The 24,771-nt window shown below is 42.0% G+C and carries 22 protein-coding genes and 1 tRNA gene; 11 read left to right on the top strand and 12 right to left on the bottom strand.

What is annotated here, in order from left to right; all coding sequences use genetic code 11:
• Window positions 1-62 precede the first annotated feature (62 nt).
• Entirely contained in the window at window positions 63-872 is an 810-nt protein-coding gene (locus ACOOEY_RS14990; protein WP_420385537.1) for a thioredoxin family protein, read from the top strand.
• A 24-nt stretch (window positions 873-896) separates the two neighbouring features.
• Here ACOOEY_RS14990 and ACOOEY_RS14985 read toward each other — a convergent pair whose 3' ends face one another.
• Window positions 897-2,531, bottom strand: coding sequence for a B12-binding domain-containing radical SAM protein (locus ACOOEY_RS14985; protein ID WP_420385536.1), 1,635 nt, complete (start codon window positions 2,529-2,531; stop codon window positions 897-899).
• Window positions 2,532-2,648: 117 nt separating this feature from the next.
• Window positions 2,649-3,353 carry a TIGR04283 family arsenosugar biosynthesis glycosyltransferase gene (locus ACOOEY_RS14980; protein WP_420385535.1) on the bottom strand — a complete coding sequence of 235 codons (705 nt, stop codon included), beginning with the start codon at window positions 3,351-3,353 and terminating at the stop codon, window positions 2,649-2,651.
• Window positions 3,354-3,484: 131 nt separating this feature from the next.
• On the opposite strand from ACOOEY_RS14980, the gene ACOOEY_RS14975 reads away from it, so the two are divergent.
• Window positions 3,485-3,754: a hypothetical protein gene (locus ACOOEY_RS14975; RefSeq protein ID WP_420385534.1), complete on the top strand. Its 270-nt coding sequence runs from the start codon at window positions 3,485-3,487 to the stop codon at window positions 3,752-3,754.
• A 17-nt stretch (window positions 3,755-3,771) separates the two neighbouring features.
• Window positions 3,772-4,857: a glycoside hydrolase family 130 protein gene (locus ACOOEY_RS14970; protein ID WP_420385533.1), complete on the top strand. Its 1,086-nt coding sequence runs from the start codon at window positions 3,772-3,774 to the stop codon at window positions 4,855-4,857.
• Between the two features lie 29 nt (window positions 4,858-4,886).
• Here the strand turns inward: ACOOEY_RS14970 and ACOOEY_RS14965 are convergent.
• Window positions 4,887-4,961: transfer RNA gene (locus tag ACOOEY_RS14965), tRNA-Val, on the bottom strand.
• Between the two features lie 184 nt (window positions 4,962-5,145).
• Here ACOOEY_RS14965 and ACOOEY_RS14960 point away from each other — a divergent pair.
• Genes ACOOEY_RS14960 through ACOOEY_RS14945 form a run of 4 tightly spaced genes read left to right on the top strand, consistent with a single transcriptional unit; the run spans window position 5,146 to window position 10,289 of the window.
• The gene (locus ACOOEY_RS14960; RefSeq protein WP_420385532.1) at window positions 5,146-5,637 is read left to right on the top strand and encodes an RNA polymerase sigma-70 factor; all 492 of its coding nucleotides are present in this window, start codon (window positions 5,146-5,148) and stop codon (window positions 5,635-5,637) included.
• 14 nt (window positions 5,638-5,651) lie between these two features.
• Window positions 5,652-6,548, top strand: coding sequence for a FecR family protein (locus ACOOEY_RS14955; RefSeq protein WP_420385531.1), 897 nt, complete (start codon window positions 5,652-5,654; stop codon window positions 6,546-6,548).
• Window positions 6,549-6,598: 50 nt separating this feature from the next.
• Window positions 6,599-9,292, top strand: coding sequence for a carboxypeptidase-like regulatory domain-containing protein (locus tag ACOOEY_RS14950; RefSeq protein WP_420385530.1), 2,694 nt, complete (start codon window positions 6,599-6,601; stop codon window positions 9,290-9,292).
• A 52-nt stretch (window positions 9,293-9,344) separates the two neighbouring features.
• Window positions 9,345-10,289: a FecR family protein gene (locus tag ACOOEY_RS14945; RefSeq protein ID WP_420385529.1), complete on the top strand. Its 945-nt coding sequence runs from the start codon at window positions 9,345-9,347 to the stop codon at window positions 10,287-10,289.
• A 102-nt stretch (window positions 10,290-10,391) separates the two neighbouring features.
• Here ACOOEY_RS14945 and ACOOEY_RS14940 read toward each other — a convergent pair whose 3' ends face one another.
• Window positions 10,392-11,672 (bottom strand): UDP-N-acetylmuramoyl-tripeptide--D-alanyl-D-alanine ligase, encoded by a 1,281-nt coding sequence (locus ACOOEY_RS14940; RefSeq protein ID WP_420385528.1) that lies wholly within the window; start codon window positions 11,670-11,672, stop codon window positions 10,392-10,394.
• Between the two features lie 95 nt (window positions 11,673-11,767).
• Here ACOOEY_RS14940 and ACOOEY_RS14935 point away from each other — a divergent pair, with 95 nt between their 5' ends.
• Together ACOOEY_RS14935 and ACOOEY_RS14930 are read left to right on the top strand one after the other, a co-directional pair.
• Window positions 11,768-13,924 (top strand): T9SS type A sorting domain-containing protein, encoded by a 2,157-nt coding sequence (locus tag ACOOEY_RS14935; RefSeq protein ID WP_420385527.1) that lies wholly within the window; start codon window positions 11,768-11,770, stop codon window positions 13,922-13,924.
• The gene (locus ACOOEY_RS14930; protein ID WP_420385526.1) at window positions 13,921-14,310 is read left to right on the top strand and encodes a hypothetical protein; all 390 of its coding nucleotides are present in this window, start codon (window positions 13,921-13,923) and stop codon (window positions 14,308-14,310) included. The genes ACOOEY_RS14935 and ACOOEY_RS14930 overlap by 4 nt, the downstream gene beginning before the upstream one ends.
• Here ACOOEY_RS14930 and ACOOEY_RS14925 read toward each other — a convergent pair.
• The 8 genes from ACOOEY_RS14925 to ACOOEY_RS14890 form a co-directional block, all read right to left on the bottom strand.
• The gene (locus ACOOEY_RS14925) at window positions 14,300-15,076 is read right to left on the bottom strand and encodes an amidohydrolase (RefSeq protein ID WP_420385525.1); all 777 of its coding nucleotides are present in this window, start codon (window positions 15,074-15,076) and stop codon (window positions 14,300-14,302) included. The genes ACOOEY_RS14930 and ACOOEY_RS14925 overlap by 11 nt on opposite strands.
• 27 nt (window positions 15,077-15,103) lie before the next feature.
• The gene (locus tag ACOOEY_RS14920) at window positions 15,104-16,372 is read right to left on the bottom strand and encodes a DASH family cryptochrome (RefSeq protein ID WP_420385524.1); all 1,269 of its coding nucleotides are present in this window, start codon (window positions 16,370-16,372) and stop codon (window positions 15,104-15,106) included.
• Window positions 16,369-17,898 (bottom strand): cryptochrome/photolyase family protein, encoded by a 1,530-nt coding sequence (locus tag ACOOEY_RS14915; RefSeq protein WP_420385523.1) that lies wholly within the window; start codon window positions 17,896-17,898, stop codon window positions 16,369-16,371. Before ACOOEY_RS14915 ends, ACOOEY_RS14920 begins: the two co-directional genes overlap by 4 nt.
• A gap of 34 nt (window positions 17,899-17,932) precedes the next feature.
• The gene (locus ACOOEY_RS14910; RefSeq protein ID WP_420385522.1) at window positions 17,933-18,073 is read right to left on the bottom strand and encodes a DUF2256 domain-containing protein; all 141 of its coding nucleotides are present in this window, start codon (window positions 18,071-18,073) and stop codon (window positions 17,933-17,935) included.
• A 136-nt stretch (window positions 18,074-18,209) separates the two neighbouring features.
• Window positions 18,210-19,691 carry an AAA family ATPase gene (locus tag ACOOEY_RS14905; RefSeq protein ID WP_420385521.1) on the bottom strand — a complete coding sequence of 494 codons (1,482 nt, stop codon included), beginning with the start codon at window positions 19,689-19,691 and terminating at the stop codon, window positions 18,210-18,212.
• A 79-nt stretch (window positions 19,692-19,770) separates the two neighbouring features.
• Entirely contained in the window at window positions 19,771-21,240 is a 1,470-nt protein-coding gene (locus tag ACOOEY_RS14900; protein ID WP_420385520.1) for a deoxyribodipyrimidine photo-lyase/cryptochrome family protein, read from the bottom strand.
• A gap of 41 nt (window positions 21,241-21,281) precedes the next feature.
• Window positions 21,282-21,983, bottom strand: coding sequence for a hypothetical protein (locus ACOOEY_RS14895; protein WP_420385519.1), 702 nt, complete (start codon window positions 21,981-21,983; stop codon window positions 21,282-21,284).
• A 35-nt stretch (window positions 21,984-22,018) separates the two neighbouring features.
• Window positions 22,019-22,735, bottom strand: coding sequence for a hypothetical protein (locus tag ACOOEY_RS14890; RefSeq protein WP_420385518.1), 717 nt, complete (start codon window positions 22,733-22,735; stop codon window positions 22,019-22,021).
• Between the two features lie 78 nt (window positions 22,736-22,813).
• Between ACOOEY_RS14890 and ACOOEY_RS14885 the strand changes: the two genes are divergently transcribed.
• Complete coding sequence (locus tag ACOOEY_RS14885) at window positions 22,814-23,953, top strand: methionine aminotransferase (protein WP_420385517.1); 1,140 nt, start codon at window positions 22,814-22,816, stop codon at window positions 23,951-23,953.
• Between the two features lie 106 nt (window positions 23,954-24,059).
• Window positions 24,060-24,764, top strand: coding sequence for a ceramidase domain-containing protein (locus ACOOEY_RS14880; protein ID WP_420385516.1), 705 nt, complete (start codon window positions 24,060-24,062; stop codon window positions 24,762-24,764).
• Window positions 24,765-24,771 lie beyond the last annotated feature (7 nt).

Here is a 24,771-nt window from a genome sequence, read left to right as displayed (position 1 = left end):
TGCTCATATAGTTTTTTAATATTATAATTATTTAAATTTATTTTTATTCTTAATAAATAAATATGAGATCATTACTTTTTATATGCCTGTCCATTTTACTGAATTCCACAGCCCACGCCCAAATCGATTGGCATGACGATTTTGGAGAGGCAAAAGAAGCAGCCAGAGCACAAGGAAAGCTCATACTCATCGATTTTTGGGCTCATTGGTGTGGTCCTTGCGCCAAAATGGACTTAGACCTCTGGAGTTCAGAAGAAATGGAAGAGATTTCAGACAACTTCATTGGATACAAGTTAGATGTTGACCTGGAAACATTTCTGGCGATTAAATTTAATGTAAGAGGAATACCAAGGGTAATGATCGTCACTGTGGATGAACAAATATTATGGGACAGAACGGGGTATGCAGGACCAGAGCAATTCCTTTCAGCCATTGAGTCATTACCTACAAATCTTAAGGAATATTATGAGGCCTTTAGTTTAGCGGAGGAAAACAACTCTGACCAGGCTTTATATGATCTCGGCATTGCTTATCAAAAAATGGGACGAGAGGTAAACCATGCATCCATTTCAAACAAGCTTTTTAGCCTGAGCAATAAATATTTGCGACAGTCTGCTAAGGGAAAAGACGCTATTATAGCGGAGCTATCTGACCTGAATATGATACTGAACCTGGCCTATGAAGGCCATTCTAAAAAGGCATTAAAAAAGATTGAAAAAATAGATGATAATCAATCTGATATAATCAAAGAATTTGTCAAATACATTCAAGCTTTCTGTTATAAATGCGAAGGTCTGGATAAAGAATTTCAGCAAGTAAAAAAAGAGATGACCGACAAAACGCTTATTGCAGAACTAGATAAGAATAATTGACACATTTATTAAGGCAAGCCCTGATTAGCTCGCCTTATACCATTCTACATCCTTCACATATTCTTCAGAGAGTTCAATTTCAGTTTCAAGGGCTTTCACTTTACCATCGATTCTCGCTTGTAGTGCCTCCTGAATTTCCAGTTTCACCATCTTTCTGTAAGGGATAAAGTGTTCCATAAAGGCGGCAAAAGAAAGGAAGTTACCAATACCGCCAGGATTTTTCCTGAACATCAAATAGAGATACTTCCAGAATACAAAACGGGTACTTCTGATGAAGCCTAGCTTGAGCAACATCTTCAGCCCAAAAAGAACCCCTTTAAAATCAAAATCTGTCTTATGCTGATTGGCCAGTTTTTTCCTGATCTCCTGATCTCGATGCACTTTGGCCTGACCAACCATCATGAAGTGATCAAACACCCTTTTCAGATAAATCTTTGGTTCATAGAGCTTCCAGAATGTTTCTACATATTCCTCAGCAATCTCCTCTACAGGTCTTGTTGGTACAAAATTCAGCAAGGTGGTCTGGTTGAGATTGGCATCATCTAAAAGTCTGCCCTCCTCCTTCAGTCTATCCCATAATGCTGTCCCTGGTAATGCCTGTAGCATACTGAAAGTTACACCCGGAATGGCATTCTCTGTGGCAAACTGGAAAACTCTTTCTCCCGCCCCCTTCTTTTCGTCATCGAAGCCTATGATGAATCCGGCCATAATTCTCAAACCCGATTTCGCTATTTTCTCCAGAGATTCATTCATTGGCTGACGGTTGTTCTGATGCTTCAGCGTAAGAGCCAGACTATCAGTATCAGGTGTTTCAATGCCAATAAACACGGTCGAGAACTTGCTCATTACCATCAGATCCAGGAGTTCATCATCATGAGCCATATCAATAGACGCCTCAGTGGTAAAGCTAAACGGGTAACCATTTGTGGTCTGCCAATCAATGAGCTTTTCAAGAAATGGTTTTACGGTACGTTTATTACCGATAAAGTTATCATCCACAAAGAAGATTCCTCCTCGCCATCCTAGTTCGAACAGCAGGTCCAATTCGGCTTGTACCTGACTGAAAGTCTTTGTTCTCGGCTTTCGGCCGTACAGGATGATAATATCACAGAACTCACAGCGGAAAGGACATCCCCTGGAGTATTGAATAGCCATAAGGAAATAGGCATCTAACTGTAGCAGATCATATCGGGGAACCGGACTGAGCGTGACATCAGGTTTATCTTTAGACCTGAAAATACCCGAAGTTTCTCCCCTGTTCAGGGCTTCGACAAAAAGATTGACAGTATACTCTCCCTCATCTAATACCAGGAAATCAGCCCCTGCCGAAAGCATCTCATTAGGAAGAGATGTAGCATATGGTCCTCCTACTGCTACGGGCTTTCCTCTTCTCTTAGCCTCTCTGATTTGCCCAAGGAAGTCCTCCTTTTGAGCGATCATTCCAGAAAACATAACCATATCGGCCCATTCCCAGTCCTCTTCGGTTACAGGCTCAATATTTCGGTCTTTCAGTCTGAAGTTCCACTCTTGAGGAAGCAGTGCAGCTACTGTAACTAAACTGAGTGGCGGCATAAAGGCCTTTTTACCGATACCCTGTACGGCTTTTTCAAATGACCAGAAACTTGTAGGAAAGATGGGATAGCTAAGAAGTACGTTCATATACATTAAGGTTGATGGCGGGCTTCCCTGCGATACATTCCCTACTTAGCAGCCCTTCTTGAATATGCTAAATGTTCCCTTTTAAAAAAAATACTCCCCACAAATTATAAGGTATTTCTACATGCGGTACTTGGAGCCCTTCACCTGCTTACTGTATATGTTGACCAACGTTTTTTGTGATGCACCAAGAAAAAAAAGCGTGAAAACCAGCACATTGATCACATTTGTCCTGAAATAGTTGTTTTCTTCCATCTTTCTGGCCGAGATAATCACCTTGGCAGGCATGATATTAATTTTCTCATATTTTCTGGCTCTTAATAAGATCTCATAATCTTCCATAATGACCGTGTCGCTATCGAATCCACCAATCTTCCGGAAAAATTTACGGGTCATATACAGTGTCTGATCTCCACCGCGGAAAAATATTCCCTGATACCTGGAAAGACTGCTATTGAACTTCAAGCCTTTCACCGGTCTATCAAATTCAACCTGATAACATCCGTATGAATACCCTTGTCGAACACCCTCCCTTATATCCTCCACAAAACTGTCTGGTATAGTCAAATCTGCATGCACAAAATACAGGACCTCCCCCCTGGCTACTTGTGCTGCTTCATTCATTTGTCTGGCTCTGCAACAACGTTCTACCATTATTACCTGAGCACCAGCCTGCCTGGCTAAATCAGCCGTACCATCTTCACTGTGGGCATCAGCAACTATAATTTCCACTAAATTCTCACCTGCCTTAGCCCTTATTGACTCTACTTGCTTTTGAATAATAGCGGCTTCATTGAGGGTAGGAATGATAACACTAATTTGCATGCCTCTATTTACGATTTCTTTTTCCTTTTCGGATTGCCTTAAGTTCTCCCGGTTCACAGATATAAACATTGAAGAGTCTGAGTTGTTGAGAAAGTATGATGAAAACGAATGAAACAACTCTGTCACAAGTAATGGATCAATTAAACAGCAAAGGCTATAAAGAGCAATTCAAACTGTCTGACAAAGGACTTAAAGCGATTTCTTCAGGTAAGATAATAGCTCCAAACCACCTTAGAATAAAGCATAGGTATCGGTTTGACGGAATGACAAATCCGGGAGATGAATCTACGCTCTACGCTCTGGAAAGTGAAGAAGGAATAAAAGGCACCCTGGTAGTTTCGGGCGATGTTCATTCAGATGGCTTTAAGGAAGTAGTAAAACGCATTCCTTCTGATCTTTAAAATGTCTATTTTTTGGGATGAAATATTTTTTATCCCTCCTTCTGGTATTTTTTATTCTTAGCTGTTCCAGCGAACAGGAATCAGCCTGGCTTACTGGTTTTGAAAAACCTGAGTTCAATCCTATTCTAAAAGCGGATGGACAATACGAATTTCAAGACCCACTATCCGATACTTTGGTGGCCTGGCAAAAAGCTGATGTATTTAATCCTGCAGCAATCGTCAGAAATGATACTGTGTTCATATTCTTTCGTGCTGAAGACAACCCAAAAGCTTATTTGGGAGGGAGAACCTCAAGAATTGGACTGGCCTGGAGTACCGATGGAATGAACTTCAATAAGTTCGAAAAGCCAGTTCTCTACCCAGACTCCACCAGTCTACAATGGGACTACCCTGGTGGATGTGAAGACCCCAGAGTAGTCAAATCACCTGACGGACAATATATCATGACTTATACTTCCTGGAATCAGGATGTAGCCAGACTTTCGATAGCCACCAGCAAAGATCTTAAAAACTGGACCAAGCATGGGCCTGCCCTACTCAATGCCTTCAATGGGAAATTCGTGAATACATGGAGTAAATCAGGCTCTATTGTAACTGAGAGAAAAGGTAGCGAACTGATTGCCTCGAAAATCAATGACAAATACTGGATGTATTTCGGAGAAAGAGGTGTTAACCTGGCCTGGTCAAAAGATCTGATCAACTGGACACCATTAACCGATGGCGATCAATTAGCCATAGTGATGGATACAAGACCTGGCTTCTTCGATAGTTTTTTGACTGAACCTGGCCCCCCTGCCTTACTTACAGACCAGGGCATCCTGCTTATTTACAATGGGAAAAACGATGAGGGTGATATTGCCGATCCAGATATTGCCAAAGGTACCTACTGTGGTGGTCAGGCCCTGTTCGATCTGAAAGATCCATCGAAATTTATCACGAGACTGGATGAACCCTTTATTTGTCCTACTCTCCCACATGAAACCACCGGTCAATACGCAGCTGGCACTACTTTCCTGGAAGCCTTAATCCCCTATCAAGGCAAATGGTTTATGTATTATGGTACTGCTGATTCTTTTGTAGGAGTAGCCGTTGCCGAGCAATAAAAAAACCCAGCCGTTTCTGACTGGGTTTGTGGGCGCTGAGGGATTCGAACCCCCGACCCCCTCGGTGTAAACGAGGTGCTCTGAACCAACTGAGCTAAGCGCCCTTTTCCTAATTTACTGCTGTTATTGAACTGCTTTTGTGTAAATCGGAGTGCAAAGGTAGCACCGCTTTTCAATATTGCAAATGGCCTTGAGAAAATATTTCTGAAAAATTTTAAACACTCAGTATTTCAGACAATTACCACGGAATCTATTTTTCTTTATCTTTAGCGAAAGTCTTACCTCCTCATGACTCTTTCCGAATTTAAGAGCATTTTTGACCAGTATTACACCCCTATCAAGAACTTTTTGTATTACAAATCGGGGGATATTGACTTAAGTGAAGACATTACTCAAGATGTCTTTATGAAGCTCTGGGATAAACGCGAGGATGTTCAACACGAAACGGTCAAGAGCTATCTCTATACCATTGCCAATAATATGCTACTCAACAAAATCCGACACGACAAAGTGGTTATGAATTTTGCCGAGAAGAACAAAAACCAGCAAGAAGAACAGTCACCTGAATTCCAAATGGAGGAAAAGGAGTTCAAGGTAGAATTAGAGCGTGTGATTGGTGCCATGCCTGAAAAGCAAAGAGAGGTATTTCTAATGAATAGGATTGAGGAAATGACCTATAAGGAAATTGCCGAGAGACTTGAGCTGAGTGTTAAAGCCGTTGAGAAAAGAATGCATGGCGCTTTAAACCACATTAGAGAGCACATCAAATACAAAATTTAAACTACTTTAGATTAGTGAAAGAAGACAAACTCATTAAAGACTGGCTCAACCATGAACTCTCTCCTGAAGAAAAGGAGCTGATGGAGAAGACAATTGCTTTCACTGAAAATCTGGATACACCAAAAGGCAGAGAAAAAGAAGATGCCTGGCAAACAATCCTATCTCGCGTTCAGACCGAGTCAAAGGAGAATGAGCAAATTATCGTCCCTCAAACACAAAAGAGAAACTTTAAATGGCAATGGACTGCTGTAGCAGCTGCCGTTCTCATTATAGCCTACTTTGGCTTTTTTAACCAGGCTAAACTTATTACAAAAAGGGCAGCAGCCGGTGAACTACTGAGTGTAACGCTGCCAGACAATTCAAAAATCACGCTGAACTCCGGAACCGAAATCACATACCGGGAGAGAGGCTTTACAAATAACAGAGAGGTGTCCTTGAATGGAGAAGCTTTCTTCGAAGTGACTCCCGGCCCTCCGTTCAGAGTGGCCAATGAAAACTCAACAGTCACTGTTCTTGGCACTAGTTTTAATGTCTATAATAGGTCCAATGATCTCAAAGTTTCCGTATTTGAAGGTAAGGTCGAAGTAGCTTTAAGTGAACAGAGCGTTCTACTAACCCATGGCGAGGAAAGCCAATTCGTTAAAGGAAAACTGACAAAGCATTTGTTCAACGAAGAGGAAACCGCTACCTGGAGAGATGGCAGTTTCTATTACGAAGGAGAACCTCTGAAAAGGGTTATTGAGGAACTGGAAAGACAATTCAATATTCAAATCATAGTGAATACAGATATTAAAGAACGTTTCTACTCAGGCTATTTTAGCAAAGCCAACCAAACCGAAGCATTGCAGCTTGTATTTGTACCTATGGGACTCAGCATTCATACAAACGGTAGTCAGATAACCATTGAATAGTGCGAATACTCAGGTTATTAATATGTTTCTTGATTTGCAGCCAAATCAGCTTGGCTCAGGATGTTAATTCCATAAAAATCTCAGAAGATTTCCAGAACACCTCTCTATCACGAGTACTCAGAATCCTGAAAAATAAGTACGACCTGAAAATAGCATATGACGATGCACTCATTACAGGAACCACAGTCACCGGATCTTTCAGAGACAAACCCGTAACCGAATTTCTTAACAACATACTTCAGAATAAGGGAATAGATTATCAGTTATTGAACGACAAAATTATCCTCATTCCCAAAGAGGTTAACCTGGACCTTAACACACCTAGTCTTTTTGATATTACTGTTTTTGGACTGGTTCAGGATGCTACTACCGGAGAAAGCCTCCCTAACGCCCTTGTGAGTATAGATGGACTTAATCGAGGAGTTATTACTAATAAAGACGGTTATTTCTCCTTACCACAAGTTCCGACTGACACAAGCACTATTGTGGTGAACTACCTGGGGTATAAAAAAGAGGTCATAAAATTACAGCCGGGTAATAGTAAACAGACACTAAAAATCATGATGCAGGAAAGTGCACTTGATCTGTCTGAGTTTACAGTGGTAGACAACAAGCATACAACAGTAAAGTATGGAGATGAAATCTCGCAAATTACAATAGACCCTAACAACCTGTCAGCCCTACCTAGTTTAGGAGAACTGGATATTTTTCGATCCTTACAATTCCTACCGGGAATCGGTGGATCTGACGAGACTTCTTCAGCACTTACCATTAGGAATAGCCCTTCAGCCCATAATCTGGTTCTTTTTGATGGATTTACGATTTATCGACTGGATCACTTTTTTGGAGTATTCAGCGCCATTAATGCAGATGCCGTAAGAGACATTCAAGTCTATAAGGGTGGCTATGGAGCCAAATATGGTGGAAGAGTTTCTGGTGTAGTAGATATTACCGGTACTACAGGTAACTTCAATGAACCCCATTATTCCTTTGGAATTAATTTATTGAGCGCCAGAATGAGTGCCAATCTTCCCTTTGCCAGTGGAAGAGGTGCTATTCATATTAGTGGAAGAAGAGCTTATACCGATATTATACGTAGCAATCTCTTTGAAAATCTCTACAGCAATTACCGGAACAAATCTAACCAGGTCAGCCAGCAGGCATTTGGTGGAGTAGCCAGCGAAAATGATTTCATCCGTCCCGACTTTCACTTCTATGACCTCAATTTCAAAGCCTCTTATAAAATATCAACGAGGGACATTATTAGCCTCAGTCTCTATCAGGGAAAAGATAACCTGGACACAGATTTCGATATTGTAACTCGAAGTGACCCAAACAATCCAGGTAGCATTGACCAGATTGACAGCTATCAGGAATCGGCCGACTGGGGGAATACAGGGGTTGGTTTTATCTGGTCAAGAAACTGGAACAGAAGGTATTACTCCAGTATTCAGGCAGCCTACTCAGAGCATTTTTTCGATTATTTCTACAACGATGAAAGAAGAAACCAAACAGGAGACCTCACCAATCTCTATGAGGTTAATAGAAACAACTCAGTGAAGGACTTTCAATTCAACTTTAGAAATGAAATCACTCTGGGTAGCAAACACAACATTAATGCAGGCATTAACCTTTCCAACCTGGAAGTTTATAGCTTAACCAACATTCGCGACATGATGGGCTCTACTGGTGGCGGAGGCAATATAAACCCAACTCAAAGAGGGAATATCTTCTCAGCCTACATATCAGACAACCTGTTACTCAGTCAGAAACTACAAATTAGAATAGGTGGCAGATACAGTCTGACAGACGTAAGCAATGAAGGCTACTTCAGTCAACGGCTTGCATTCATCTACCGCCTTACTCCTCACCTGGAGTTAAAGGCCACCACCGGAAGATATTACCAAATTATGAGGGAAGAGGTCTATGACGATCCATTTTCCAACAGTGAAAATGGATGGAACCTGGCATTCGATAAAAATGAGCCCGGACGAAGAAGACTACCTGTCATGGAGTCCGATCATTATATCGCTGGCTTCCAGTATGAAAAAAACGATCTGACTTTCGATGTTGAATATTACAGAAAGAAGGTATCAGGTCTTACCGAGTATAATATTTCACATGTCTACGATCCTAACCGACAGTTAAGAAGCCCCGAGCAAAATATTACCCAGGGATCAAGTGACATTGAGGGCATTGACCTGTTACTTCAAAAAAGATTTGGGAATTATCAGGGATGGATTGCCTACACCAGGAGTCAGGCACTCAATCGTTTCGACAACATAAATGGTAATGAGCTATATGCTTCCCGTGAAGATCAGAGGAATGAATTGAAACTGGTGAACATTGTGGAATTACCTCAATGGAATTTCTCAGCCACCTGGATTTATGGAAGTGGCAAGCCATTCTACAGACCAGCTATTAATCTCATCAGAAACAACCAGGGTGAGGTAATCAATTATGAAGTACTCAACAATCAGAAAAGAGTGGAAAGACTACCTGATTACCATCGACTGGATATTTCTGTCGCATTGAAATTTGAAAATGAGCACATGAAGGGTGAAATAGGCCTGTCGATTCTAAACCTATATAACCGGACCAATATTCATAGCAAGAGACTCAAAAGAGATGAAATTGAGAGAGCCATTAGCGGAGACCCTAACACTCTCTTCCCCACTGACCTTTACCGTAACATAGTTTTGCTGGACAGAACTCCTTCAATTTTCCTTAACCTTAACTTCTAAATTATTTAATAAGCGGTAGGGTGTTCTTTATAAGTAGTGTATTATCAGCACAATGGCTGGAAAAAAGCACCTTACGAATTGGGAACAAGAATGGCTTGAAAATAACATTTCAAGTCAGGAGGCAGTAGAACATGCTGGCGAAGATTCCCGGTTTAAGTCATTGGACAAGTTCATTTCCGGTGCCCGCAACCTGAATGTTCCAGAAAGGATTTCTAAGGAAGAGGCATGGAAGAATCTGGAAAGTAAAATTTCCGAAACCTATTCACCTAAAATCATATCCATTTCCAGAAGGAATTGGATCATAGGAATAGCGGCCTCTTTCATCTTAGCAATAGGTGCTTTTTTCATTCTTAACCAGAACAGTAAACAGTTGACAATTTCTACCTCCATAGCGGAAGTGCAGACTGTCAACCTGCCCGATGGATCAATCGCTTATCTTAATGCGGAAAGCTCAATCTCTTTTCCTGAAAAAGGGTGGGACAGTAATCGCGCAGTTAAGTTAATCGGTGAAGCCTTTTTTGAAGTCAAACGTGGAGAAAGCTTCTCTGTTGTTACGGACAATGGTATTGTTCAGGTATTAGGCACAAGTTTCAATGTAAGGTCAAGAGCTGATTTAATGCAGGTAGCCTGTAAAACAGGTAAGGTAAGAGTTAGCAACCTTGAGGAAAACGATGAGCAAATCATTACTCCCGGATTAGCTGTTGTTGTTGAGAACAATCAGGTATCGCTACCAGTAGAAACGAGACTTGATCGTATAGATAGCTGGAGAAATGGCCAATATGACTACGAAAGTACACCTTTACAGGATGTACTCGATGAAGTGAAAAGAATTTACAATGTAGAAATCGAACATGATTTCTCTGATAGTGAACTAACAAGTCCAATCACCACCACCTTCTCTAATCTTAAGGACGCAGCTCAAACCATTGCCGTATCGAAAAGCAGAGGGTTCGAGGTGGATGAAGACAATGGAAAAGTGATGTTCATCATCAAATGATATTTAAAATTAAGGTGACCATTGAATGATTGGTTAAGCAGTTCAAGTCACCGATTCTTAGGTTGAGGTTGAGGGATGGGTGGTGCCGTCCCTCACTTTTTTTTACAAGCTATTCAATAAAGTCTCCAAACTCATTCCTCTTGAGCCCTTAATCAGAATTGATGAAGCAGGCCATTGTTCGGCTTTCAGGTAGGTTTCCAGATCGGCTTTCTCTTTGAAATACTGAGCCTCTGAATTAGCCTTGGAAGCATCTTTCATTAGTTCTCCACAGAAGATAACCTGATCGAAGTCTAATTGGGCAGTTAATTCACCAATGGCGGTATGCTCCTCCGGTGCAGCCTCTCCTAATTCAAACATATCCCCCAATATGACCACTTTATACCCTTGAACAGCCGCAAAGTTCTGAACCGAAAGAGACATAGAGGTAGGGTTAGCATTGTAGGCATCCAGATAAATAGTGTGATTTCCATGTTGAATCACCTGTGACCTGTTGTTTTCAGGAAGGTAATTCGAAACTGCGGCTATTGCTTCACTTTCATTCACTTCAAAGTATTTCCCAATACATAGCGCTGCGCAGATGTTCTCGTAGTTGTAAGTACCGGAAAGGTGAGTTCTCACCTTTTTGCCAGAATTGGTTTTAAATTCAACTTCAGGCTGACTTGTAATTAACTCAGCGCTATAATCATTCCCCTCGTCAGGGTAGGTATACACTTCTTTGACTCCTGCTCTGGCTTTGCTCAAAAGCCTCTCATTTCTTGAGTTCACAAACAGACCCCCTCCATTTTGAGATATAAAGTCATAGAGCTCCGTTTTACCCTTAAAGACTCCTTCAATTCCACCGAAACCTTCGAGGTGAGCTTTTCCGATATTGGTAATTAAGCCATAATTGGGCTCGGCAATAGCTGATAGCTGAGCAATCTCCTTTTGATGATTCGCCCCCATTTCAATTATGGCTATCTCAATTTCAGAAGTAAGACGAAGCAATGTGAGCGGCACCCCAATATGGTTATTCAGGTTACCGCGAGTAGCCAGCACCTTATATTTTCTGGCCAACACATCCCTTACCAGTTCCTTTGTCGTTGTCTTGCCATTTGATCCAGTGATGCCTAATACAGGAATAGTGAACTGCCTCCTGTGATAGTTAGCCAGTTGCTGAAGGGCTTGAAGCCCATCATCCACCAGAATACAGCGGTCATCTACTACATAATCCGGGTCATCTACAACAGCCGCTATAGCTCCGGCATCCAAAGCCTTCCGTGCAAACTGATTAGCATTGAAGTTCGGTCCTTTCAAGGCAAACCATAGGTTATCCTTTTGGATGCTCCTGGTATCGGTAGAAACACCTGAACTATCGATAAAAGCTTTATAAAGATGATCTGTCATAGCAAATACTTCTGATGCTCGAATTTAATATCAATCAGGCAGAAATTACGTTATTCTTGATAGTTGATCTTAACTTAGCATCCATATTACTTCTGATGAAGCCCACACTGATCTTTCTTCTTTCAATCCTTAGTTTTTCTATATCTGCTCAGGTTCAATTTGTTTTTGACCAAGGCATCCCAGTTGTGGAAAATGGAGTGACTCTCACAAGGGCTTTTGAAGGTGGCCTCAACTCCGCACAGTTCCAGACAATGGACCTGAATGGTGATGATAAAGAGGATTTGGTTGTCTTTCATAGAATTTCAAGAAGTATCAATACCTACCTCAACGTCAATGATGAATGGGTACTCAGCCCCTATTACCAAACCTTATTCCCGGAAGATGTAGTTAACTGGATGATTCTAAAAGATTTTGATTGTGACGGACAGAAGGATTTATTCACCAGTACAGCCCTGGGTATCAAAGTATACAGGAACCAGAATAATTCAGGCTTATTAAGTTGGGAGGTGGCCAGTGAATTCCTTACCTGGGACGGGGGCTCGAACATACAGGTGGCCCCAACAGATATACCGGGCATAGCAGACGTTAATGGAGACGGGGCCATAGATATACTCACTTACAGGTTTGGCAGTTCCGGATCAGTCGACTACTATCAGAATAATGGTAACTGTGGCAACCTCACTTTTACAAGAATTACAAGACAATGGGGTAACTTCTTTGATTGCGGTTGTAATGACTTTTCATTCGGACAGCCCTGTGCCAGTGCCGGGGGAGAAGTACGACAGGATGAAATACCCATGGAACAACAGGTCATATTGCATGCAGGAGGGAAAACCATACTCCCTTTTGATGCTGATAATGATGGTGATATCGATATCATCACCTCAGATGAACTTTGCAAAAACCTCACTTTCCTAAGAAACGATGGCACGTCTGATGATGCTCAAATGACCAGCTTTAGTCCCTACCCATCCGGCAACCCTGTTGACTATGAATTTTTTCCTGTAGCTTTTATGGAAGACATTGATTTCGATGGGGTATCTGATTTGATCGTCTCTACTAACCTGGATAATAACGTAGGCAATCAGGTCGACTTCACGAGTCAGATTGGAGCTTACAGCAATACCGGGAGTAATGAAATTCCCAATTTCGTCAGTCGCACTCCCTTCCTTCAGCATGAGATGATTGATGTGGGAGAAGATGCCTTCCCTACCTTCCATGACTTTGATGCTGATGGCGACCTGGATATGTTCATAAGCAATACCAGCACGCCCATCAATCAGACATTTATTGGTACTGTTTGGTTCTATGAAAACACCGGAGGACGATTCGATCCTGCGTTTGAATTACGCACCAAAAACTTTGCTCAACTGGCTGACCTGGACTACACTCACCTTAAACCATTGTTCGAAGATTTAGATAATGATGGTATTACGGACCTGATTCTTCAGGCTAAAATAGGCCCGCTCGATACCCGGGTTTTCTTTATGAAAGGTGATGAAAACTTTGAGTTTGACAGCCCTGTCGATCTTGGCTTTGATGTAACTGATGCCAGCAACCCACACCTTTTCGACATCAATCAAGACGGTTTATCTGACATGCTTATCGGAAATCAGTTTGGAAGTATGTCAGTCTACCTGAACGAAGGCAACCTCAACTTTTCAGAGGAAATAACTGAGTTTGGCGGACTGGAAGATGACTTCAATCGCCAAAACCTTTCAATAGCAGTGGGTAAGTTCCAGAGTGATTCGCCCAGCCAGATCATCGCTATAGACAGTCAGGGTAAAATCATTCTATATACCGATGAAGCCGATGAGAACTTCCGGGCTAATGAATCATCAACCAACCTCATCGGACTGGAAGATGAATTGGGTTCTATTGACTTTGGAAGAGCCAATTACATGGCAACTGTAGACTTGCACAGCGATGGTTTCTCTTCACTGGTAATAGGAAGCTCAAAAGGTGGACTGTACTTTTTAAGAAACAGACCATCTGATGGAGGCTCTGAAAATGAACTCAGGGTGGCTGTAGCACCTAATCCCACCTCAACTCAACTCCGCGTAATTGCCAATGAAGATGGAATGGCTGACATTATTGACTTAACAGGGAAAGTGATTGAAAAAGACATTACCATTGAACGCTCAGTGGCTAAAGAGCTCAACTTTTCAAGTGTACCTGCCGGTATTTACTTACTCAGGATCAGGACTCAGGACGGCAGAAGTAAAACGCAAAGAATCCTCATTCAGCCATGATGCTATACTGCCACCTACAGATCAAGCCACTGAAAAAAATCGATTTCTCCTTTAACTGGAAAGAAACCCTTCTTAATAGGCACCCCGGCTTGTTGTGTATTGAAGCGGATCATCACTCAGATACCTTCCTCACTCAGGAATCTTCCAAACTGATCCTACAATCAGATCAAATCATTGGCTTCTTCGATGTGGAGGAAAGCGATTCTATTGGCTCACTTGCGAGTATACTGGAAGCCTTGAGAAGAGCCAAAGGGAAGAAGCTCATCTTTGTTAGGGGAAGTCATCAGATGTTGGAAAGATCCTTCCTGATGTTTAATTCAGAAGTGATTGCATTTGGGAACGAAGAGCAACTACTGAAAGAAGTCAATACCTTTTTTAATACTTAATCTCAAACCGATCGGCATCCAGCTGTGCCGGAAACTTCTCCCTGAATCTGAGCAGGTCTTCCCCTGACAGACTGACGATCAGTATCTCTTCCTGATCGGAAAAAGTAAGGACCTCTCCTTTAGGTGAGTATGCACCGGCATGGCCGTTATATTCAATACCTACTCCATCTTTTCCCACTCTGTTTAGCCCAATAGTATAACTCACATTTTCAATGGCACGGGCTTTTAATAGCGCATCCCAGGCATTAACCCGTACTGCAGGCCAGTTAGCCACATATAAGAGCAGGTCGTATTCGAGGTTCACATTTCGACTCCAGACAGGGAATCTTAAATCATAACAAATCATAGGGCAGATTTTCCAGCCTCTCCATTCTACAATAAGCCTGTCTTTCCCCATATCAAAATGGTCGTGCTCATTGGCCATTCTGAAAAGGTGTCGCTTATCGTACTTGTAAAAAGCACCATCCGGCTGCATCCAGAGAAGCCTGTTAAAAACCTGCCCATCTTCTTTCACTATGTAGGATCCACAAACAACGGCATTTTTCTGCGAAGCCATTTGCCTCATCCACTTGAAGGTATTGAAGTTCATGGGTTCGGCCAGGCCATTATGCTCCATGGTAAAGCCTGTCTGAAACATTTCAGGTAAAAGTATCACATCTACCTCTTCCTGAATCTGCCAGATTTTCTCTTCGAACATCGCCAGATTAGCACCTATCTCGTGCCAGTGAATATCAGACTGAATTAGAGCCAGCTTTAGATCTTGCATGGCCAAATGTATAAAGATTTGAGCTTTTTAAGCCCAAAGTTCCTGGTACTCCCCTTTTGGATCATACATATCTTTTTGGCGTTGAATATTGAACTCCCTCCCTCCTCTCGGATCATTGCCAACGCCTGCTATGTAAATCCAATTACCATAGTTGGAACAAGGATCGTAATCAATGAGCATTTTCTCAAAATAAGCGGCTCCCAATCTCCAGTCGATACGCATATTGTGCATCAGATAGGAGGCTACATTCTGTCTTCCTCTATTGCTCATAAAGCCTGTGGCGTTCATTTCGTGCATGTTCGCATCAACAAATGGTTCTCCTGTTTTGCCATCACGCCAAAGGTGAAAGAGCCTGTCATCTCCCCATTCTATTTTGTCCTCTCCTAATATACCTTCCCGCTGAAATATCTTAGCACCGTATTTCTTCGCCACAAAGTGAAAATAGTCACGCCATATCAACTCAAAGACCAGCCAATAAGTAGAGCTATTCTTTCTGACATATTTTTCAAACTTCTTCACCTGCCAGTAAATCTGCCTTGCAGAAATACAGCCATGAGCTAACCATGGAGAGAACTTACTTGAATAATCGCCTCCGATTAATCCGTTTCTGGTCTGTTTATAATTGGCCAGCAACTCTTTATCCCACAAATAATAATTAAGTCGATTCAGGGCAGGGCCAGAACCTCCCTGGAATTGAATAACAGCCCTGTCGTCCTGAACAGGGGCAGAGTAGCCCATTTCATCTAAACCGGGAATATCAGTCCCTACACCTTCTGCGATATTGACATGTAAGGGAGCTTCGACCAGAGACCTTACCTCAGCCTTTTTCTCAACAGATTTTCTAAAGGCTGTAAAAACATCTGGCAACTCTTCAAGAAGATAAGGCAAATCGTTAAGGTGATAAAGGGTATCTCCCCAGACAAACTCTGAATTAATTATCTCACTGAGGGCCCTCTCCTGCTCCTCTTCTTCCCAGGCAGCGGATTTCTGAGCGATGAGAGTATCGCAATTAAACTGTTTTCTTACCTGATCAATCTGCTCTACTGTATCTCCTATAATAAAATGAAGGTCGCCACCAATCGCTTTCAACTGCTCTTTCAGGTCTTGAAGTGACTCCAGTAAGAACTTGAGCCTGAAAACTCCCATTCTCTCAATACCCAATTGTGAGCCCTCCAACCAGGATTTATCCAGAACATAAAGAGGAACTACTTCATCAAACCCATTAACAGCTCTGTTAAACCCTTCATTATCCTCCAACCGCAAGTCACTTCTGAACCAATATATCGCCCTACTCATAGCTCATTTATTTTGTCCAGGTATTTAGCTGCCTGTTCAATGATTTGGTTTTTCTTTTCTGTGGAATTTTTATCCCATACACGATATATCATCCCCATTCTGGGGTTGCCATCCAGTTCTTTTCTATTCCTTTCCAAAAAGTCCCAATAGAGACTATTAAAAGGACAGGCCTTATCACCGGTTTTCTTCTTGTAGTCATAATGACACTGACTACAGTAATGACTCATTTTATGCATGTAGTTAGCTGAAGAGACATAGGGCTTAGTGGCTACAATACCTCCATCGGCAAACTGACTCATACCTCTCGTATTGGTGATCTCTACCCATTCCAATGCATCGATATATATACCCAGGTACCAGGCGTCTACCTCATCTGGATGAACACCTGCCAACAAAGCAAAATTGCCAGTTACCATTAATCGTTGGATGTGATGCGCATAGGCATGGTCAAGAGATTGTCGCACGGCATGAGACAGGCATTTCATTTTTGTTTCACCTGTCCAGTACCAGGAAGGCAGATTTCGGTTATTGTTGAAAAAATTTTCTTCCCGATAATCAGGCATGTACTTCCAGTAAATACCACGCATATATTCTCGCCAGCCCAGAATCTGACGAATAAACCCTTCCACAGCAGATAATGGAATATCTTTATTCTTCTGCCAGTGTGCCTCTGTTTTCCTGATCACTTCTTCAGGGCTCAGGAGCTTAACATTCATAACGAAGGAAAGCCTGGAATGAAAGAGTGACCATCCTTTCGTGGTCATGGCATCCTGATAAGCACCAAAATAGGGCAGACAGTCTTCCAGAAAGAAATTGAGCAAATCAAGGCCCTCTTCTCTGGTTACCGGCCAAATGAATGACTGAGCATCAATATTGCCTATGGTTGCGACCTCAAAAGCATGAAGCAAATCGACTATCTCCTGAACATCACGCTCATAAGCCTTAGGCTGGGGTACGTATGTATCCTCAGGCATCTTCTTTCTGTTTTCGTGATCGTAGTTCCACTTACCACCAACAGGTTCACCATTATCCATCAACACCTCATGCTGCTTTCGCATCATGCGATAAAATGACTCCATCAACAACTGTTTCTTCCCCTTGAAAAAGTCTGCAAGCGTTGATCTGTCGGTAAGAAAATGCTCAGTATCAAATGCCTCGGTCGATATGTCCAGCGTTTCGCAAAACTCCTTAAGTTGCTCATCCAGCCGATACTCATCAGGCAGCTGATATTCAAACTTTTCTATTCCATGTCTTTGGATCAACCATTGAAGGTTTTCGGTAAGAGACTGGTTATTTTCCTCTGCATCCAGTTGCAGGTAAATAATCTGATGCCCATTCCTTTTAAGGTGATCAGCAAATGAGCGCATCGCCAGAAAAAAGGCAACTACTTTCTGAATATGATGTGTCACATATTCCAGCTCCTGTCTCATTTCCATCAACACATAGAGGGTATTATCAGACTTCTCATTGAACCAGCTGTGCTGATGATTCAGTTGGTCTCCAAGAATCAGTCGCATTTTCTTCATTCTCCTATCTCATTTGAATTTTCCTCCGCCTTCTCTATCGGGGTTGATTCTTATTTCTTCTGCATCTTTCAGAGCAATAGACCACTTCTTCCCAGCAGTCGCGCCACTTCTTTCGCCATTCAAAAGGTCGCTGACAAACAGGGCATGTTTTGGCAGGAAGCTGTCCTTTTTTCATTGAGGAGATAACCCAAAGCCGATCGAATAGTTTAATAATTTCGGCTAACAGAAAAGTAGAATTATGAATTATAATTGGCGGAATGTGGGTAGAAAAACATAGATTCCGCCAATTATAAACCTAAGAGATTCCAGGTTTACCCCTTAAACAGGTCTTCTAATGTGATAGAGTTATCAATTAAATCGAGACTATATTCATTCTGGTTGAGTCCGAAGGGGCTAATAATAACCAATGATAAATTCTTTAGAGTGCCAGTATGTTCTTTCAAAACTATGCGCTTATTTCTAAGCTTAGCAGCATATTCCTTGGTAATTGTAAACCGTCCATCGTAAAACTTGGCCTCGCAAATATTAATCACTCCATCATCTCTGTCGAGCAACATATCTATCTGAGCTCCATTTTTCTGTTTATCACCTTTTGCAATAAAGCTCGATGAGACAGTATAAACGGAAGGAATACCTAAGGCTTGCTTAATCTGACCGGAATGATTCAGACATAGATTTTCAAAAGCATAACCACTCCAGGAAGACCAGGTGGGCTTGCTGTAGAGCTGACTAAAAGCTCCTTCTCCGCTGATTTTCTTTCCCTCCATAAACTTTAGGTAGAAAAGGATATAGTAGTCTGTAAGTCTGAAAAGCGTTCCCTTCTTCTTTTTACCAAAAGGCTGGTATTGTGAAATAAAGCTCGATTCCTCTAACTCTTTTAAAGCCCGGTTAATACTCCCTCCATCATTGAGGCCACTGATCTTCACAATATCCTGACGAGTTAATCCTTGCCATCTCTTTCCGAGACTTCTCAAAATAGCGTCATGTATATCGGACTGCTTATAAAGCGATGCCAGAAGCTTGGAGTATTCATCTTTGAGGAGTCCATAATCAGAAAAGCAGAGTTTATCTATGATCTGACTTACACTTTGTCCTCTCTCAACCTCTTTAAGATAATGAGGCACACCTCCCATAATCATATACAGTTGAGTTATCTGATATTGGGTGAGGCTTATTTTTTGCTTTTTAAAGTAAGCAGATGTTTCACTCAGTGTGAATGGTTTCAATTGAATAAAACGAGTGATTCTATTATGTAAGCCTCCCTTATGATGAACTACATTGGTAACCATCCAGGAAGCGGCTGAACCACAAATAATAATCACCATCCCATTCTTTTCAGCCCAATCGTTCCAGAAGTGTGAAAAATTTTGAAGAAACTTTGAGCGAGCAGAGGCAATCCATGGAAGTTCATCAAAGAAAATGACCTTTTTCCTTTTAACTCGCTTACCTGACAGAAAGTCCTTCAGCAATGAAAAAGCCTCAAACCATGACTTTGGAGTTACATCTACAGGTTTTCCACCGTATTCACTCAACTTCGATTTAAAATTTTCTAACTGCTCAGAAAGTGTCGCCTCATATATGCCTGTCATTTCAAAGTCAATCATTCCTTTGAACGACTCCCTGACCAGCCTTGTCTTACCCACCCTCCTTCTGCCTATAATCGCGATCATTTCGGACTCGGTGCTTTTCATGCACTTCTCTAATACTTCCTTCTCCTTTTCTCTACCTGAAAACAACATAGCAGCCTCACTATAATTGGCGGAATCTATATAAAGATAGATACATTCCGCCAATTATAAGACCCAGTTTATAGATTTTATTTGGCGGAATGTGGGTAGAAAAACATAGATTCCGCCAATTATAAACCCCATCCTATTGCATTCTCCTACCGGGATTGGTATGCTTTTTCAATATCCTCCGGTTCTCCCTTTTTACTTCAATATGTGCTCTATGTGCCCAAAGTGCTTTTCGGGCGTGGTCGGCAGCCTTCTTCACATCGACAATGGGTTGAAGCCTTTCAGTATCTAACCCTAACATTTGGGCCTCAATAGGAGGAATCAACCAAGGTTCATGAATGTATTCAGTGGGTATTGATTTCAACTCCGGCACCCATTTCTTAATAAATAGTCCTTCAGGATCATGATCCAGACTCTGCTTAATTGGATTGTATATGCGGATGGTATTGATACCCGTCATACCGGCCTGCATCTGGAATTGCGGATAGTGAATACCGGGCTCAAAGTCGAGGAATTGAGAAGCCAGATAGACTGCCCCCTTTTTCCAATGTTGCCATAAATGATGAGTAAGAAAGCTCACAAGCATGGCCCTCATCCGGAAATTGATGTAACCCGTTTCATGCAAACAGCGCATACAAGCGTCTACCAGCGGTACTCCTGTTCTTCCTGCCTTCCATGCTTCAAGAAATTCTGAGTTATCCCCCTTGTTCAGGAAATCATAGCCCCGGTTAATGTTTTCGAACTCGTAGGAGTCTTCCATTTCAAATTTCTGTACAAAATGATCGTGCCATTGCAGCCTCGATTCAAAATTGGCTGAAGGTCTTTTGTAGCCAAACTGTTCTTTGGCCAACAACCTGGCCTGATAAACTTCACGGAGACTCAGGTTACCCCAGGCCAGGTATGGAGACAGGCGACTGCATGCCCTTCTACTCTCTTCAGGTTTAGAGATGTACCGACTGTAATGCTCAACCCGGCCAGACAGAAAGCTCCTCATATATTTTATACCGGTACTTCTGCCGCCTCTTTGAAAATTGGGATTGGGTTTTCTAAATGGTTCTGGTATGGGCTCTTGAAACTTCTGCCGAACTTCCTCATTTAAGGCAATAGTCTGTAGTGATTTCAAATCGACCTGATAGAGTTCATCTCTCATATGACCATGGAAATGCCTGAGCCAGTCTTGCCTGTTCCTGGCACCGCGGAGCACCGCATTATACATACTTTCCTCCCACTCAATTCCTTTTTCTCTACAAAACTCACTCACCCATTTATCCAGGTCGTATGTAATCTTCAGACCAGATTCTTCATGTGAATAGAGGTTTTTGATATCATACTGATTAGCCAGAGCCCTGAGCAACTCTCTGAACGAGGCACAAAACACCTCCACCTTACTCCCATAGGGCTTGAGTTGCTCATTCATATCAAAAAGTGACTCCCAGACAAAACGCCAGTGTCTCACATCATAATGAGGGTCTTCTATCAGTTCCGGATCGAAGCAGTAAAGCAAAAGCAAAGGTCTGCCAGAGGCTATCGCCCTCTGTAACGGAAGATGGTCAGTCAGGCGAAGGTCACGTTTGAACCAAACAATGGAGATTTCCCGCTTCGGCATAATCCTATAAAGCAGGTTGAAGCAAAATGTTTAGTGGAAGATCACTTTTTCAGTTCCATATCGATCAGTTTCAGAGCATTTTCAGCATTCGCCTTCATTCTCAAATAGCGTGGACTGTCTTCATCAGCCATTCGCTGTATCATACCAATGATATATGGATTCCAAGCGAGCCTTTTGAGCATGACTTCTTTAGGATTAGTGTAAGGGGCTACATCATAGTCTTTCTGAAAGGCCCACTTTAAAACGTCAAGTATAAAGTCTCTATCTTCTTCATAGAGTTTAGCCTCCATAGATTCAATGAAGTTGTTCATGCTTATTTCTTCCTGATAGGTCTCCTTATAGGAGTTATAATAGGTGAATAATGCATCTTCCAGCCCTGTTCCCTGCAGATCTTTAAATACCTCTGAGTTCTTTAAGGCTTCGAAACCAGACTGATCAATAACGAGATAGCTCTCGGCCATGACAGACAGAGATGTTGCCAGCACCTCCTCGGAATACTTGTTTTGAAAAGCCAAAGTGAGATGTCGTTTGGCGTAGTCGTGCAAATGGGCATAATTCCTCTGTCTCTGATTGATCTTTACAGTATCTGCCAACAGGTTTTTCTCGATGGTCTTTAAATAGCCTTCCAACAGCAAACGTTCCTTCCTATTCTCGTTCATGTTGTCGATACTCAGGGCAATCAGGATTCCGACTACCACCAGGAAAATCTCACCCATGACATACCTAAGGTATTTACCGTTCATGCTTTGTAATCTGAGTTTTCTGAAGAATTGAGGCATTATTGATTAAAGTTATTAATGGCTATCAGCAAAGAATCACCTGTGGCTAAAATTCTGTCATAAAGGATTCCCATGGTATTTACCTGAGACAATCTTATGTTGGCTCCGACAAAAGCAGGGTTTTTCAATAATTCATGAGCAAGCTTTGCATCATTCTTATGACTAAGTCTTCGCTCTAATAATGGAATCAGTTGTTGCACAACATTCTCCTTAAACATCTCTGTTTCCATACTTTCAACAAAGGCGTTAAGACTGGCTTCCTGATCTTCGATAACATCTACCTGAAGATAATAACTGAAAAGCTGAGCCTCCACCTCTGTACTTTGAAGCTTGTTTAAATATCCTGCACCCTTTAGGGCTTCAAATCCGCTTCTGTTCGAATTGAAGAATACATCGTAGATAGCCAGGTGATTACCAAAATCATCAAAGTAGGAAAGGATTTCTGTTGAATCGGCAGTGGCCTGTCTTGAAAGATTGACGAATTGCGTACACCCCATTTTGGTACTATCTCTGAAGGTCTTGAGTTCCTGTAGGCTCTCAAGGTCGGCTTTCACATTGGTAGAAATTTTATCCAGATAAGCTTTGACTTCCCTCAACTCAATTCTTTTGTCATTCCAATTCTGAAAAGCAATGGCCAGACTAATACCAATGAAGATCAGGGCGATTTCACCAAGAGCATACTTCCAGTTCAACTTGAAGTTGGGTTTGCGGATCATTCGTTTTGATTGAAGAGAGGATTAAGATAATAAATTTGAATTAATTGGCTGAGAGTAAAGAGCCTCCTATATTCAAGCATGCAAGTTAACTCTAAGCTCCCCAACGTAGGTATCACCATATTCACCAAAATGTCGAAGATGGCAAACGACTATGGCGCCATTAACCTATCGCAGGGCTTCCCCGACTTTGAAGTAGCTCCCGAGCTCATTGAAAGGGTAAGTCACTATATGAAAGCCGGCTTTAATCAATATCCTCCAATGCTGGGAGTACTTCCCCTCCGCGAGGCCATTGCCAGTAAGGTAGAGAAGAGTTATGGCAGAGCAACTGATATGAATGAAGTGATGGTCACCTGTGGAGCAATTGAGGCCATTTTTAATACCATCAGTGCTTTTGTGCATCGCGATCAGGAGGTGATCATTATGGATCCGGCATACGATGCCTATGAAGTCATCATCAACCTGCAGGGAGCCAGAGCTATTGGAGTTCCTCTTAGTCCAAAGGACTATAGCATTCAGTGGGACCTGGTCAAGAAAGCCATCACTCCTAAAACGAGCATGATCATTATCAACTCACCTCACAATCCGAGTGGTGCTATCATCAGCAAAGAGGATTTAAAATTACTGGAAGAAATTACCCGTGACACCGATATACTGGTTTTGTCAGATGAAGTGTATGAGCACATTGTTTTCGATGGGAAGGAGCATCAGTCTATCTTAAAATCTGATGAGTTAAGAGAAAGGTCAGTGGCCACATTTTCGTTCGGTAAAACCTTCCATGCTACTGGCTGGAGAATGGGCTACCTGATTGCTCCACCTCATCTAATGAATGAAATGAGCAAAATTCATCAGTACAATACATTTACTATACATGCTCCTACTCAATATGCTTTGGCAGACTATCTTCAAGACCCGGCACACTACGAAGGCATCTCAGGCATGTATCAGGAAAAGAGGGATTTCTTCCTGAAAGTTATGGCAAACTCGAAATTCAAACCCGTCCTATCGAGTGGCACATACTTCCAGCTAATGAATTATGCTGAAGTGAGCGATTTGCCAGATGTCGAGATGGCCGAATGGTTGACCAAAGAAGTTGGAGTAGCAGCCATTCCTACTTCCATCTTCTATCAGGACAAGCAAGACAACAAAGTGCTTCGTTTCTGCTTCGCCAAAAACGAGGAAACTCTCAAGGCGGCAGCTGACAAACTCACCCGACTGTAACCGGTTACGTAAGCCATACTTCGCTAATGTAATTGACAAGACTTTTATCAGGAAAATCCGGTTCAACTGCAACTTTCGTTTATACAAAGTAGTTGAGTATCCAATTATGTATTTAGGACCGGAACAAATTACAGATGGTGGCCCGTGGTATGCCGAAACACATATCACCGATAATTTGATAGTTGAACCCTGGAATGCCTTTTCTTCCCTGGCCATTGCCGCTCCGGCAGTTTACTTTCTCTGGAAGATCAGGAAACAGCCAAATGATTATGCTTTCCTTCTGGTTTGTATTCCATTTTTGTTACTCAATGGTATAGGAAGCACTCTGTTCCACGGTTTGAGAACATCGAGAATATTTCTGTTGATGGATTTTATGCCGGCATTGGCCCTGACGCTTTTAATTAGTGTCTATTTCTGGGCGAAGGCCTTACCTAAATGGTGGATGGGTGTGCTGGCGGTTGCTCCGGTTATGCTGATGCGGTTCGGGGTGATTGATCTGATACCCGGCCAAAGAGGAATCAACACTTCTTATATGATTAGTGGTATAGCCTTCCTTGTCCCCCTTTTCCTCATCCTCAAAAAATACGACTTTAAAAAGACCTTGAATATTGTAGGGGGAACCATCTGTTTCATTCTTGCAATTTGGTTCCGTCAAATCGATAAGCTGGCTGTTGACCTGATTCCTTTCGGTACCCATTTTCTCTGGCATATTTTCTCTGGTATTGGCGCTTTTCTTTTAGCTGACTACCTCTATTTTATGCGTACTACAGAATTGGAAGAAAAAGGCCGGCTGTCTACTAGTGAGGGCTAGGATAAAA

It is taken from the genome of Roseivirga sp. (assembly GCF_965216855.1).
Lineage (GTDB): Bacteria > Bacteroidota > Bacteroidia > Cytophagales > Cyclobacteriaceae > Roseivirga.
This window is presented reverse-complemented; position numbering and strand designations above follow the sequence as displayed.

What these genes read in the sequence shown, in the direction of transcription:
- ACOOEY_RS14970 (WP_420385533.1), top strand. Translation starts at nt 3,772, where the DNA reads ATGAAATATTTTTTATCCCTCCTTCTGGTATTTTTTATTCTTAGCTGT.
- ACOOEY_RS14895 (WP_420385519.1), bottom strand. Translation starts at nt 21,983, where the DNA reads ATGAACGGTAAATACCTTAGGTATGTCATGGGTGAGATTTTCCTGGTG.
- ACOOEY_RS14900 (WP_420385520.1), bottom strand. Translation starts at nt 21,240, where the DNA reads ATGCCGAAGCGGGAAATCTCCATTGTTTGGTTCAAACGTGACCTTCGC.
- ACOOEY_RS14915 (WP_420385523.1), bottom strand. Translation starts at nt 17,898, where the DNA reads ATGAAGAAAATGCGACTGATTCTTGGAGACCAACTGAATCATCAGCAC.
- ACOOEY_RS14975 (WP_420385534.1), top strand. Translation starts at nt 3,485, where the DNA reads ATGGATCAATTAAACAGCAAAGGCTATAAAGAGCAATTCAAACTGTCT.
- ACOOEY_RS14960 (WP_420385532.1), top strand. Translation starts at nt 5,146, where the DNA reads ATGACTCTTTCCGAATTTAAGAGCATTTTTGACCAGTATTACACCCCT.
- ACOOEY_RS14930 (WP_420385526.1), top strand. Translation starts at nt 13,921, where the DNA reads ATGATGCTATACTGCCACCTACAGATCAAGCCACTGAAAAAAATCGAT.
- ACOOEY_RS14885 (WP_420385517.1), top strand. Translation starts at nt 22,814, where the DNA reads ATGCAAGTTAACTCTAAGCTCCCCAACGTAGGTATCACCATATTCACC.
- ACOOEY_RS14935 (WP_420385527.1), top strand. Translation starts at nt 11,768, where the DNA reads ATGAAGCCCACACTGATCTTTCTTCTTTCAATCCTTAGTTTTTCTATA.
- ACOOEY_RS14980 (WP_420385535.1), bottom strand. Translation starts at nt 3,353, where the DNA reads ATGCAAATTAGTGTTATCATTCCTACCCTCAATGAAGCCGCTATTATT.
- ACOOEY_RS14910 (WP_420385522.1), bottom strand. Translation starts at nt 18,073, where the DNA reads ATGAAAAAAGGACAGCTTCCTGCCAAAACATGCCCTGTTTGTCAGCGA.
- ACOOEY_RS14890 (WP_420385518.1), bottom strand. Translation starts at nt 22,735, where the DNA reads ATGATCCGCAAACCCAACTTCAAGTTGAACTGGAAGTATGCTCTTGGT.
- ACOOEY_RS14945 (WP_420385529.1), top strand. Translation starts at nt 9,345, where the DNA reads ATGGCTGGAAAAAAGCACCTTACGAATTGGGAACAAGAATGGCTTGAA.
- ACOOEY_RS14940 (WP_420385528.1), bottom strand. Translation starts at nt 11,672, where the DNA reads ATGACAGATCATCTTTATAAAGCTTTTATCGATAGTTCAGGTGTTTCT.
- ACOOEY_RS14925 (WP_420385525.1), bottom strand. Translation starts at nt 15,076, where the DNA reads ATGCAAGATCTAAAGCTGGCTCTAATTCAGTCTGATATTCACTGGCAC.
- ACOOEY_RS14920 (WP_420385524.1), bottom strand. Translation starts at nt 16,372, where the DNA reads ATGAGTAGGGCGATATATTGGTTCAGAAGTGACTTGCGGTTGGAGGAT.
- ACOOEY_RS14990 (WP_420385537.1), top strand. Translation starts at nt 63, where the DNA reads ATGAGATCATTACTTTTTATATGCCTGTCCATTTTACTGAATTCCACA.
- ACOOEY_RS14985 (WP_420385536.1), bottom strand. Translation starts at nt 2,531, where the DNA reads ATGAACGTACTTCTTAGCTATCCCATCTTTCCTACAAGTTTCTGGTCA.
- ACOOEY_RS14880 (WP_420385516.1), top strand. Translation starts at nt 24,060, where the DNA reads ATGTATTTAGGACCGGAACAAATTACAGATGGTGGCCCGTGGTATGCC.